Annotated in this window: 11 protein-coding genes; 4 read left to right on the top strand and 7 right to left on the bottom strand. The window is 75.0% G+C overall.

Features of this window, described 5'->3' with window-relative positions; genetic code table 11:
• Positions 1–20: 20 nt before the first annotated feature.
• From OG247_RS39770 to OG247_RS39755, 4 genes are all read right to left on the bottom strand, one after another.
• Entirely contained in the window at positions 21–1,196 is a 1,176-nt protein-coding gene (locus OG247_RS39770; protein ID WP_327256828.1) for a YncE family protein, read from the bottom strand.
• Positions 1,197–1,365: 169 nt separating this feature from the next.
• Positions 1,366–1,899 carry a GNAT family N-acetyltransferase gene (locus OG247_RS39765; protein WP_327256827.1) on the bottom strand — a complete coding sequence of 178 codons (534 nt, stop codon included), beginning with the start codon at positions 1,897–1,899 and terminating at the stop codon, positions 1,366–1,368.
• A gap of 104 nt (positions 1,900–2,003) precedes the next feature.
• Positions 2,004–2,975, bottom strand: coding sequence for an isopenicillin N synthase family dioxygenase (locus tag OG247_RS39760; protein WP_327256826.1), 972 nt, complete (start codon positions 2,973–2,975; stop codon positions 2,004–2,006).
• A 41-nt stretch (positions 2,976–3,016) separates the two neighbouring features.
• On the bottom strand, positions 3,017–4,075 hold the full coding sequence (locus OG247_RS39755) for a GNAT family N-acetyltransferase (RefSeq protein ID WP_327256825.1): 1,059 nt from the start codon (positions 4,073–4,075) through the stop codon (positions 3,017–3,019).
• A gap of 187 nt (positions 4,076–4,262) precedes the next feature.
• Here OG247_RS39755 and OG247_RS39750 point away from each other — a divergent pair, with 187 nt between their 5' ends.
• Positions 4,263–5,027, top strand: coding sequence for a VOC family protein (locus OG247_RS39750; RefSeq protein ID WP_327257795.1), 765 nt, complete (start codon positions 4,263–4,265; stop codon positions 5,025–5,027).
• 33 nt (positions 5,028–5,060) lie between these two features.
• Here OG247_RS39750 and OG247_RS39745 read toward each other — a convergent pair whose 3' ends face one another.
• Entirely contained in the window at positions 5,061–6,104 is a 1,044-nt protein-coding gene (locus OG247_RS39745) for a PHP domain-containing protein (protein ID WP_327256824.1), read from the bottom strand.
• A 78-nt stretch (positions 6,105–6,182) separates the two neighbouring features.
• Positions 6,183–7,247 (bottom strand): hypothetical protein, encoded by a 1,065-nt coding sequence (locus tag OG247_RS39740; RefSeq protein ID WP_327256823.1) that lies wholly within the window; start codon positions 7,245–7,247, stop codon positions 6,183–6,185.
• A gap of 184 nt (positions 7,248–7,431) precedes the next feature.
• On the opposite strand from OG247_RS39740, the gene OG247_RS39735 reads away from it, so the two are divergent.
• Genes OG247_RS39735 through OG247_RS39725 form a run of 3 tightly spaced genes read left to right on the top strand, consistent with a single transcriptional unit; the run spans position 7,432 to position 10,768 of the window.
• On the top strand, positions 7,432–7,944 hold the full coding sequence (locus OG247_RS39735; protein WP_327256822.1) for a mycothiol transferase: 513 nt from the start codon (positions 7,432–7,434) through the stop codon (positions 7,942–7,944).
• On the top strand, positions 7,944–9,629 hold the full coding sequence (locus OG247_RS39730) for a carboxylesterase/lipase family protein (protein ID WP_327256821.1): 1,686 nt from the start codon (positions 7,944–7,946) through the stop codon (positions 9,627–9,629). Before OG247_RS39735 ends, OG247_RS39730 begins: the two co-directional genes overlap by 1 nt.
• The gene (locus OG247_RS39725) at positions 9,626–10,768 is read left to right on the top strand and encodes a serine hydrolase domain-containing protein (protein ID WP_327256820.1); all 1,143 of its coding nucleotides are present in this window, start codon (positions 9,626–9,628) and stop codon (positions 10,766–10,768) included. The genes OG247_RS39730 and OG247_RS39725 overlap by 4 nt, the downstream gene beginning before the upstream one ends.
• Positions 10,769–10,812: 44 nt before the next feature.
• Here the strand turns inward: OG247_RS39725 and OG247_RS39720 are convergent, their stop codons facing one another.
• Positions 10,813–12,336 (bottom strand): MFS transporter, encoded by a 1,524-nt coding sequence (locus OG247_RS39720; RefSeq protein ID WP_327256819.1) that lies wholly within the window; start codon positions 12,334–12,336, stop codon positions 10,813–10,815.
• Between the last annotated feature and the right edge of the window lie 10 nt (positions 12,337–12,346).

Below are 12,346 nucleotides of genomic sequence, written 5' to 3'. Positions count from 1 at the left end.
GCCGCTCACTCCGGGACCGTTCACCCCAGGACCGCGATGCCCAGGGGCCGCGATCCCGCCGCGAGCCGGCGGCTGTTCCCGCTGTCGAGGTCCACGACCGTGATGCCGTTCCAGTAACCGTCGCGGGTGTAGCCCCCGGTGACGTAGGCCGTCCGCCCGTCCCGGGACACGGCCACGTCCTCGTGCGGCCCGTCCAGCGGGTACACCCGCTCCGAGCCGTCCGGGGACCGGACCGTGAGGGAGGGACCCTTGCCCTTGCCCGGTTCCACCGCCCCGGTCCCGACCACCAGGAGCCGGCCGTCCGCCGTGACCGTGGCCCCGTGCTGGTGGGTGTCGGCCGTCATCTCCTCCACCGTGGTGCGGCCCGTCCTCGGATCCACCACCGCGAGCCGCTCGCCCTCGAAGGGGAGCAGCAGCATCCCGTCCGCCGGCCGTACGACGGCGTAGTGCGGCTTCAGCCAGGAGGCGAGGCCGCCCTGCGTCCCGTACGGGGCGACCTCGATGCGGCGCGGCCGCACCGGTGCGGCGCCTGCGCCGGTTCCGCCGGTTCCGTCAGGTCCGACGGGGACCACCGTGACATCGAAGGAGTCGTGGCCGGTGACGTACACCTCCGCGCCGTCGCGCGAGACGTCCACGTCGAAGGGGCGTCGGCCCACCGGGACCACCGCCGTGACCTCCCTCTTCGCCGTGTCGATGACCTCCAGGACGCCGGTGGTCCCGGGCACGTTGACCCCGGCGTACGCGTGCGCGCCGTCGGGCGAGAGCGCGATGCCCATGCCGCCGCCCCGGTACTCGCCGCCGGTCACGGGCCCGGTCCCGGTGGTCCGGTACGGGATCAGGGCCTGCCGGGTCCGCGTCCGGGTGTCCACGACGGCGACTCCCTCGGCCGTGGCCACCCAGGCCCGGCCGTCCGCGCCGACCACCAGGCCGTACGGGGCCCTGCCGACCGGCACCGAGCCGACCGCGCCGTGCTCCGGGTCCACGAAGGTGACGGTGTCGGCCCCGAAGTCGGCGACCAGGAGGGTGCCGCCCGGGGTGGTCGCGGCCGTCGGGAGCGGGGACGCCGCGGGGGCGGCGGCCGGCGGGGCGCCGGGGCTGGAGCAGGCCCCCAACAGCAGGGCTCCGGCGAGGGCCGCGAGGGCGGTACGGGTTCCTCGTGCGCGGCGGCGCGGGTGCGGGCGGTCGTGCTGCGGCATGGGCGGGGCCCCTCTCGGTTCCGGGGGCGGGGCCGGTGGTGCGCCCGCTCCCCCGTACCCATCCTCACCTCGCGGGGCCGCCCGGCCGCTCGGCCCGGCGGCCGACAGCGGGGTCGGCCGATCGGTCGATGCGGGGACGGGCCGGGTCAGGCGGGCCGGCTCGGGGGGCTCAGCCCTCGTACTCCGTCAGGTCGATGCCGTGGAGGTTGAGGAGTGCGTGGGTCTCCGGGTGGTTGATGTCCTTCTCGGCGGTCATCCCCAGCTTGCGGATCACGTTCTCGGACTCGTCGTTGCCCGCCCGGTTGATGGCGACGACCCGGTCGAGGCCCCGTTCCTGGAGGGCGAACTCCAGCGTGGCGTGCGCGGCCTCGGAGCCGTAGCCCTGGCCCCAGTAGGAGCGGCCCAGCCTCCAGGTGATCTCGGCCGCCGGCAGTACCTCGGGCAGCCACCACGGCATGGAGAGCCCCACGGCTCCGATCAGCTCACCGGAGGCCAGCAGCTCCACGGCGAAGATCCCGAAGCCCTCCTCGTCCCACTCGTCCTCCCACCGCTCGATGGTCTCGGCGGTCTCCTCCAGGTCGAGGGTCTCGCCGTCGCCGATCCAGCGCATCACCTCGGGGTCGGCATTGATCTCCGACAGGGGGACGAGGTCGTCCTCGGACCAGCGGCGGAGGAGGAGGCGGGGGGTACGGATCTCGGTCATGAGTCCCATCCTGCCGAACGCGCCGGACATCGGGTAATCGGGTCCCCCCGGGGCTCTCCCGCCACCCCGCCGCCGCCCCTCGGCCACCCCGCCGCGTCCCTCCCCTACCCCTCCGGGACGGTGATCGCGTCGAGCTGCGCCCTCAGGTGGACGTGCGAGTCGACCGGCGCGTGCGCGATCCGGCCCAGCGGCGCCGGGAGCGATTCCACGCGGGTGTGCGGATCGCACTCGTAGAAGTAGACCAGCGAGATCAGCTCCTCGGCGGGCGCGTCCGCGGGCGGCGGCAGGACCCGGTGGCGACCCGCCCGCCAGCGGTCGCCCGTCCAGCGCGCCATCAGGTCTCCGATGTTCACGGTGAGCGCGGCCGGATCGTACGGGGCGTCCTGCCAGCCCTCGGCGTCGGTATGGATCTGGAGTCCGCCCGCGCCCTGCTGCCGGTCGAGGACGGTGACGGTGCCGAAGTCGGTGTGCGCGCCGATGCGGAACTGGCCGGGCAGCGGCGGGCCGAGGATCTCGGTGCCGGGGTACCAGTTGAGGTTGAACCCCCAGGTGGGGTGGCGGGTGTGCCGGGTGAAGTGGTCCGGCTCCAGGCCGAGCGCGGCCGCCAGCAGCTCCAGCAGCTCGTCGGAGAGGGCCCGCATCGCGGACAGGTACTGCGTCACCGGCCCGTGCAGCGCGGGCACTTCGGCCGGCCACGCGTTCGGCCGGAACCATTCGGCGTCCACCGAGGCGTTCCCGGTCGGCTCCTCCGCCGCGAAGGACCAGGACTCCTTGAGGTCGGGCGGGGAGGCCGCGCCCTCCGCGTAGCTGTTGGCCTCGGCGCCCGGGCCGAGCCAGCCGCGGCCGCCGACCGGCACGGCGTACGGGGCCTTGGCGGCGGCCGGGAGCCGGAAGAAGGTCCGCGCCGCCTCCCGGATCCGGCCCGGCAGCTCCGGGTCCACTCCGTGCCCGGTCACCAGCAGGAACCCGGCCGCCTGGAGCGCCTCGTCGACGCGGGAGGCGACCTGCCGGCGCACCTCGGGCCCGCCGGAGCGCCACGGGCCGAGATCGATCACGGGGACCTGGGAACTCACCATGCGGAACCAGCTTTCCGAGCCGGGGGGCGCGGCGGGAACGCTCAGCCCCGTAGGACGTACCGGACCAGGCCCTCCCCCGCACCGGCCTCGGTGAAACCGGCCCGCCGCAGCACCGCCTGGGAGGGTGCGTTGTCCTCGTCCGTCGTGGCATCCAGCCGGGTGAAGCCCGGTTGCCCGAAGGCCCAGGCCGACAGTGCCTTCAGGGTCTCGGTGGCGTAGCCGTTGCCGCGTGCCGAGGGGACGAGGTCGTAGCCGATCTCGGAGCGCCCGTCCGCGTCCGGGGCCGCATGGAAGCCCATGCCGCCGATGGCCCTGCGGTCGCTCGTGCGGACGATGACGTACGGTCCCCAGCCCGCGCGGTAGGTCCCCGCTTCGCGCGCCCTCGTCACGATCCCCCCGGCTTCCCGGGTGTCGTCGGCGGGTCCGTCCTCGACCCAGGCGAAGCCGCCGGTGCCGCCGGCTTGCAGGTCGGCCGCGACCGCCGGGGACATGGGGCAGAGCAGGAGGCGCTCGGTCTCGACGGGTTCGGTGTACCAGCGCCAGGTCGTCTGGCGGGCCAGGCCGGGGAGTTCGCCCCGGCCCGTCGCCCAGAGCAGGGTCGGCCATGCCTCGCGGCCGCGCGGGACGTGCGGGAAGAGCCGGTCCAGGACCCCTTCGGCGAGCGCGGGGTCCGGTTCCCAGTCGTGGACGCCGAGTCCGCCGAGGATGTCGTGGGTGTGCAGCAAGGTCTCGACGACGCCCATCGCCGCGAAGCCGTCCGCGCCCGCCCCGCCGTACGGGTGCCACGCGCGGGCACCGGGTCCGGCGAGGGCCACGGCGGCCGACAGGAACCCGCCGGACGCCTCGATCATGTCGACGAGGCCGGCCGGTCCGGTCCCCTCCTCGGCCCGTATCTCCAGGGGGACGTACGCGTCGGCCGCGCGGACCGTGAGCTGGGCGGCGTAGGCAGTGAAGTCCTCGGCCACGTGGACGGCGGTGTCGCGGCAGCTCCACTCCAGGCCGGTGGCCGGAACCTCCCAGTCCAGGTGCGCCACGTCCCGCAACGCCCTCGTGGTGAGCGACACGGCCGCGTCGACGTCCTTGGAATTCATGATCCTCATGGGCGGAACCCTAAAGGTTGTTGCAGAAGGTCGGTGGTCCCGGTGGCGCGCCTGCGGGCCGCGGTCGGGGCCGGGGCGCTACTGCTTGTGCTGGGACGGCGCGCTGACCGCGCCCCGGTGAAGGGCGGAGCAAACGGTGGAGATTTCGACGAGGGACGTCTTCGGGGCGCCGTGCTGGGTGAGCCTGATGGCCCGGGATCTCGGCGCGGCGCAGCGGTTCTACGGAGAGGTCGCGGGCTGGCGGTTCCGGCCCGCGCGGCTCGGCGAGGCCTTCTCGGTGGCCGAGCTGGACGGGATGCCGGTGGCCGGGATCGGGGCCCTGGCCGGGGACCTCGCGGTGGCCGTGGCCTGGACCCCGTACTTCGCGGTCGACGACGCCGACGTGGCGGTGGACCGGATCCGGGAACGCAGCGGCACGATCGCGGTCGGCCCGGTCTCCTTCGAATCCGGTGGCCGCGGCGCGCTGGTGGCGGACCGCGACGGGGCCGTGTTCGGGATCTGGGAGGGCCAGGTCTCCTCGGGCTGGCGGGTCGGTTCGGGACAGGCCCCGGCATGGCTGGAGCTGCGCACCCGGGACGCCTTCGAGTCGGCGATCTTCTACGGGGAGGTGCTGGAGTGGGCCACCGGCCGCGCGGGATGCTGCGAGGTCGCGTACGAGGAGGACCGCGTCGTGCTGCGCCAGGACGGGGAGCCGGTGGCGCGCCTCGACAGCGGTCCCGTGGAGCCGGGTTCCTACAGTCCGTACACCCGGCCGCGCTGGCACGTGCACTTCCGGGTTCCCGCGCTGGAGCCGGCGGTGGAGGCGGCGGTCGCGCTGGGCGGCCGCCCGGTGTCCGAGCCCGGGTCGAGCGCCACCGAGCGGTGGGTGTCGCTGCGCGATCCGGACGGGGCGCTGTTCACCCTCACCTCGTCCCGGACGGACGACGGGACCGAGGGGGCTGACGGGGGCTGACGGGGACTGACGTACGTACCGGGTCTGCCGGGTCTACCCGGGCCGCGGCGTCCGGCGGGTCCGGGTCCAGTCGAGGAGCTCGGCCTCGGACCAGGTGTTGACGACGCGGTCGGCCGTCACCCCGCATTCCAGGGCGCGTTCGCAGCCGAGGGTCTGCCAGTCGAGCTGTCCCGGGGCGTGCGCGTCGGTGTCGATCGCGAAGAGGGTGCCCGCGGCCACGGCGAGCCGCAGCAGCCGGCGCGGCGGGTCCAGCCGCTCGGGCCGGCTGTTGATCTCCACGGCGGCGCCCGACTCGGCGCAGGCCGCGAAGACGGCCTCGGCGTCGAACTCCGACTCCGGGCGGGTCTTTCCCGTCACCAGCCGCCCGGTGCAGTGCCCGAGGACGTCGAGGTGCGGGTTGCGCACGGCGGCGACCATCCGCCGGGTCATGGCGCGGGCGTCCATCCGGAGCTTGGAGTGGACGGAGCCGACCACCAGGTCCACCTCGGCCAGGAGTTCGGGCTCCTGGTCCAGCGAGCCGTCGTCGAGGATGTCGCACTCGATGCCGGTGAGCAGCCGGAACGGGGCCCAGGTCGCGTTGAGCTCGGCGACCGTACGCAATTGCTCCCGCAGCCGTTCCGGGGAGAGTCCCCGGGCCACGGTCAGGCGCGGCGAGTGGTCGGTGAGCACCGCCCAGTCGTGCCCGAGGGCGGCCGCGGCCCGGGCCATCGCCTCGATGGGGCTGCCGCCGTCCGACCAGTCGGAGTGCAGATGGCAGTCGCCGCGCAGGGCGGCGCGCAGCGCGAGGGCCTCGGGGCCGGGCGGCGGTCCCACGGGGTGGGCCGCGGCCTTCTCCTCCAGCCCCTGCAAGTACGCGGGGATCGTTCCGCCGAGGGCTTCGCGGACGACCTGGGCGGTTTTCGGGCCGATGCCCTTGACCGCTTCGAGGGTGCCCGCGGCGACCCGTTCGGCCGGCTCGCCCTCGCTCATCTTGCGGATGGCGGCGGCCGCCGTACGGAAGGCCTGGACTCGGTAGGTCGGTTCCTGGGCGCGTTCCAGCAGGAAGGCGATCCGGTCCAGTGCGGCCACCGGGTCCATCGCGTGTCCTCCTCCGCGAGACGACGACCGGCGGAGAGGGGGCCCGGGTCCGTGCCCCGTGCCCCCTCTCCGCCCGGGTCAGGCGCCGTCGGCCGGGTCGGCCGCCGGACGGTACTGCAGGGCCAGGCCGGCGAGTACGGCGCCGGCCGCCGCGCTCAGCACCGCCGTGATGCCCGCCCACTCCAGGGAGCCGCCGACCGCACCGCCGAGCGGGTCGAAGCCGGTGACGCCGCCGACCACGTGGAGCCCGGCCACGCCGAGCGCGATCACGGCGCCGGCCCGCCACGCGCCGGCCGTGTCCCGTACCGCCAGCAGGGCGCCGGCGGTCAGGCAGAGCAGGGTGACGGCCAGGGCGAGCAGCCCGCCCGGGTTGCCGGAGGCCAAGGCCGCCAGATCACCGGGGACGTGCAGCGCACCGCAGAGGAGCAGTGCGAGCGCCACCGGCCAGCGCAGTATGTGGCGCAGCGCGCCCTTGCCCGGCCGTGCCGTTCCCCGGGCCGGTGTCGGGGACGGGCCCCGGGCCGGGGCCGGGGCCTGGGTCTGGGCCTGGGCCTGCGGTGCTGGCGTGTGGACGGGGGTCCGTACCCGGTCCACCGGCTCGGGGCGGCGCTGCGGGGGCTGTTCGCCCGTGCCGAGGATGCTGACGAGCAGGGCCACGTCCTCGATGGGCCGGCCGAGGGCGGCGGCCCGCAGCGTGATGTCGGTTTCGACCCGCTCGTGCGGAGGCTCCCCCAGCAGGGTCACCATCTCGCGGACCTCGTGGACGGGTCGGGCCACGGCGGCCGCGCGCAGCGCCGCGTGTCCGGGGTTGGGGACCTGTCCGGATTCCTTGAGGAGGTTCACCAGGTCGGTGACCTCCCGGACCGGCCGGCCGGTGGCGGCGGTCTCCAGGACGGTGCGGGCGGTCGCTCCTGCGGGCCGGGGTCCGGGGTCCGGGCCGGGTGCGGCCCCTGCCCCCGATCCGGATCCGGCCTGGACCTCAGGTACGGTCCCGGACTCGGGCCCGGAGCCGGGCGCGGAGTCGGGCCCGGGGCGGAAGTCGAGGTCGTCCGTGCCGGGGGCCGGCGGCCGGACGTGGGTGGTGTCGGGGAGCCGGCGCGGTTCTTCGTACTCCGTCGCGGCGAGCGTGATCGGGTCATTCATGGAAAGCTCCGTTCGCCGACGCGCGGGTCTACACATCGCGCGCCGGTCATCGTGCGTCATGGGAAGCGCACGCTTTGTTACATTCAGCGGCACCCGGCCGCGCTGCGCCATTCGGGGCGGGCAAACGGGGGTCCCCCGCGGTGCCGCGGGCCCGGTCGGCGCCCGCCGTGGGCATGGTGGGGGCATGAAGGCTACGGAGGTACTGGCCGACGCGTTCGGCCGGATCCAGGGCGTGGTGCACGAGGCCGTCGAGGGGCTGGAGGCCGGACAGCTCGATGCGCGGATCGATCCCGGTGCGAACTCGATCACCTGGCTCGTCTGGCACCTGACCCGGATCCAGGACGACCACGTGGCGGACGCGGCCGGCTGGGATCAGGTCTGGGACGCGCAGGGCTGGGAGGAGCGGTTCGGGCTGGCGCTGCCACCCGGCTCGACCGGCTACGGGCACACCGCCCGCGAGGTGGGCGCCGTCCGGGTCGACTCGGGTGAGCTGCTGCTGGGCTACTTCGACGCCGTCCACACGCAGACGGAGCGGTTCCTGCGGGGGCTGTCCGCCGTCGACCTGGACCGGGTGGTCGACGAGCGGTGGGACCCGCCGGTGACCCTGGGGGTGCGGCTGGTCAGCGTGATCGGCGACGACCTCCAGCACGCGGGGCAGGCGGCCTTCGTCCGGGGCGTGCTGACGAGGGGCCGCTGATGGCGTCCGCGGGAGCCCTGCTGCTGGCCCTCCTCCTCGTGGCCGCCGCCCCGGATGCCGCGGCCCCGGTCGCCCCGCCCCCCGGCACCGGCACCGGCACCGGCACCGGCACCGCCGAACGCCCCGTCGTCGAGACCGACCGGGGAGCGGTGCGCGGGCGGGAGGCCGCGGGGTACCGCACCTTCGAGGGGGTCCCGTACGCCGCTCCGCCGACGGGGCCGCTGCGCTGGCGGCTTCCGGAGCCCGCCGCGCGCTGGTCGGGCGTACGGGATGCCGGTGCGCCCGGGGCCCGTTGCGTGCAGCTGCCCGCGGTGGGACCGGGTGGCCCGAGCGGCTCGGAGGACTGCCTGTTCCTCAACGTCACGGCCCCGAAGCCGGCCACCGCGCATCCGGCCGCTCCGCATCCGGCGGCCCCGGACTCCTCCGGCCGTCCCGTCATGGTCTGGTTCCACGGCGGCGGGTTCATGAACGGTGCCGGGGACCTGTACCGGCCGGGCCGGCTGGCGTCGGCGGGCGGGGCCGTGGTCGTCACGGTCAACTACCGGCTGGGCGTCTTCGGGCTCTTCGGACATCCCGCGCTCCAGGGCGCCCCCGACTTCGCGCTCGCCGACCAGCAGGCGGCCCTGCGCTGGGTGCGTGCGAACGCGGCCCGCTTCGGCGGGGATCCCGGCAACGTCACCGTGTTCGGCGAGTCCGCCGGCGCCCTGAGCGTCTGCCTGCACCTCACTTCCCCCGCGTCGGCCGGCCTGTTCCACCGGGCGATCGTGCAGAGCGGCTCCTGCTCGCTCACCGTCCCGGCACACTCGATGCTCCCCGCGCTGCCCGCCTACGAGCCGTTCGTGCCGGAGCCCCGCACCGTGGCCCGGGGGGCCGCCGCGGCGGCCCGGCTCGGCTGCGGGCGGCGAGAGGCCGCGGACGTACTGGGGTGCCTGCGCCGGCTCGCCCCCGAGGCCCTGGCGACACCCGAACTCATGACGCTGTTCTCCGCGGTGTCCTACGGCACCCCGTTGCTCCCCACCGAGCCCCGACGGGCCCTGGAGCGCGGGGAGTTCCACCGGGTCCCGGTGGTGCAGGGCTCGACCCGCGACGAGATGCGGATCTTCCTCGGGCAGACCCTGCCCGCCCACCCGGTCGCCGACCCGCAGGCCTACCGGTCCCGGTTGCGTGCCGCGTTCGGGGCGCGGGCCGGACTCGTCGAGGCCGCCTATCCGGTGACGGCCCATCCGACGCCCGCGCTGGCCTTCGCCGCCGTGCTGACGGACGCCTCCTTCGTCTGCCCGCAGCTGCGGGACAGCCGTGCGCTGGCGCGGCACGTGCCGACGTACGACTACGTTTTCGACGACCGGCGCGCACCGGACTTCACCGGGCTGCCGCCCGTGGCGGGCTTCCCGTACGGGGCCTCGCACGGGTCCGAGCTGCCGTACCTCTTCGACACCGGGCTCCCGATGGGCGCCGCTCAGCGGGTGCTCGCGGAGCGCATGAGCGGCTACTGGACCCGGTTCGCGGCGACCGGCGATCCGAACGCCCCCGGGACGGGGCCGTGGTGGCCGCGCTCCCCCGCCGTACTGTCCCTGGCGCCGGTGCCCTCGGGCGGCATCCGCCCCGTGGACGCGGCGGCCCGGCACCACTGCCGGCTGTGGGACTCCGCAGGGCAGACTCTCGATCTCGAAAGGGCGGGCTCGTGACCGGTTTGACCGACATCCTCCGGCCGTACGTGGACGACAAGACCCTGCCGGGGGCGGTGGCCCTGGTGGACCGCGGCGACGGCAAGGAGCCCGAAGTGGCCGCCGTGGGCGGTGCGGACGCCGGGGGCGATGCCCCGATGGTCCGCGACTCGATCTTCCGGATCGCCTCGCTCACCAAACCGGTCACCGCGGCGGCGGTCATGATGCTGGTGGAGGACGGCCGGTTCGCGCTCACCGACGCGGTCGCCCCCTGGCTGCCGGAGATCGCCGGACCGGTGGCCGTACGGACACCGGCGAGCCCGGTCGACGACGTGGTCCCGGCGAAGCGGCCGGTGACGGTGGCCGATCTGATGACCTTCCGCGCGGGATGGGGCTTCCCCTCCGACTTCTCGCTCCCAGCGGTCGCACCGCTCTTCGGCGAGCTGCGCCAGGGCCCGCCGCGGCCGCAGGAGGTCGCGGGGCCGGACGAGTGGATGGCCGCGCTGGGCCGGATCCCGATGCTGTGCCAGCCGGGCGAGGCCTGGCTCTACAACACCTGCTCGGACGTGCTGGGGGTGCTGATCGCCCGGGTGGCGGGGTGCTCGCTGCCGGAGTTCCTGGCGGAGCGGATCTTCGAGCCGCTGGACATGCCCGACACCGGGTTCGCCGTGCCCGCGGGGCAGTCGGGCCGGTTCACGCACCTGTACCGGGCCGGCACGGACGGCGGGCTCGACCTCGTGGACGCCCCCGACGGGCAGTGGAGCGCCGTCCCCGCCTTCCCGTCCGGTGCGGGTGGGCTCGTCTCCACAGCGGACGACTTGCACCGCTTCGCCCGGATGCTGCTCGACGGGGGCGGCCCGCTGCTCTCGGCCGGTTCGGTGCGGCGGATGACCACCGACTGGCTGACTCCGGCCCAGCGGGCCGGGGCCGAACTGTTCCTGGAGGGCCAGGGCTGGGGGTTCGGCGGGTCGGTCGACGTCACGCCGACCGACCCGTGGAACGTGCCGGGCCGCTACGGCTGGATCGGCGGCACCGGCACCGCCGCCCACATCGTCCCCGCGACGGGGGCCGTCACCATCCTGCTGACCCAGCGGGGGCTGACCGGCCCGTCGCCGTCGCCGGAGATGCGCGCGGTGTGGGCGTACGCGGCCGACTCGTAGGCCGGCCGGCCCGCCCCTCGCTCCCCTCTGCTCCCCTGCTCCGCTCAGTGGTTCTCGGTCGGCCTCAGGTCGCGCGGGATCAGCGTCCAGGTGGTCGCCGCGGCTGCGATCGCGAGGACGCCGGCCATCAGGAACGCCGGGGTGATCGCGAGGGTGTAGGCCTGCGAGGCGGCCTCGAGCAGGGTCCGGCCGACGCCGCCGCCGAGCAGCTCGGCGGTGTGGGCTGCCTCGCCCACGGAGTCCCGTACGGCGGCCAGGGTGGTGGAATCCAGCTCCAGGGCCGGGAGGTTGCCCCGGTAGAGCGTGGCGGCGGTGGAGCCGAGGATGGCGACGCCCATGGCCGAGCCGAGTTCGTAGCAGGTCTCCTCGATGGCGGCGGCGCTGGAGACCTGGTCGGCCGGCGCCGTGGAGATGAGGGTGACCGAGGCGACGGTGGTCGCGATGCCCGCGCCCACGCCCATGATGGTCAGCGCGACGGCGAAGGCGGGGTAGCCGAGGCCGGTGAACTGCTGGAGGGTCCAGGGCAGGGCCATGCCCGCCGCGAGGACCACCAGGCCGCCGCCGAGCACGTGGCGGATCGCGAAGCGCTGCATGAGGGTCGGGGCGACCATCGAGGCGCAGATCAGCGCGAGCGGGGCGGGCAGCAGGCGCAGGCCCGCCTCCAGCGGGGTGTATCCCTGGCCGTACTGGAACCACTGGGTGACCAGGAACAGGATCGCGCCCATGCCCACCATGGGCAGGAAGATCGCGGTGGCGGCCACGCTGAAGGCGGGCTTGGTGAAGAGCCGGACCTGGAGCAGCGGGTTGTCCACGCGGAGCTGGCGGCGGACGAACAGGGTCAGCGCGACGACGGCGAGGACCAGCAGGGCCCAGGGCAGCGGGTCGGCGACACCGCTCTTGCCGAGCTGCTTGATGCCGCCCGCGAGGGCGAGCATGCCGACGATCGACTGGCCGACGCCGGTCCAGTCCCACTTTCCGGTGGAGCGCGGGGAGCGGGACTCGGGGAGGTAGCGCAGGCCGGCCGCGACGATGACCGCGGTGACGGGGAGGTTGAGGAGGAAGGCGGAGTGCCAGCCGTAGTCCTGGACGAGCAGGCCGCCGACGACGGGGCCGAAGGCCATGCCGCCGCCGAACACGGCGGCCCAGACGGCGAGCGCGAAGGCGCGTTCCTTGGCGTCGGTGAAGACGCTGCGCAGGATCGACAGGGTGGAGGGCATGATCGCGGCGCCGCCGACGCCGAGGAGGGCGCGGGCCGCGATGACGTGCCAGGCCTCGGTGGAGAAGACGGCGATGAGCGAGGCGAGGGCGAAGATGCCGAAGCCCGCCATGAGCAGTCGCTTGCGGCCCCAGCGGTCGCCGAGGGCGCCCGCGGTGACCAGCAGCCCGGAGAGGGCGAGTGCGTAGATGTCGATGATCCACAGCTGCTGTACGGCGCCCGGCTGGAGGTCGCCGACGAGCGAGGGGAAGGCCACGTTGAGGATCGTGGTGTCCATCGAGATGAGCAGGAGACTGCCGGAGAGGATCGCGAGCACGATCCAGCGGCGCGGGTCCTGCGTGGGGGTGTGCATGGGGGTTCCG

Origin of the sequence: Streptomyces sp. NBC_01244 (genome assembly GCF_035987325.1) — a bacterium.
Taxonomy (GTDB): Bacteria; Actinomycetota; Actinomycetes; order Streptomycetales; family Streptomycetaceae; genus Streptomyces.
This window is presented reverse-complemented; position numbering and strand designations above follow the sequence as displayed.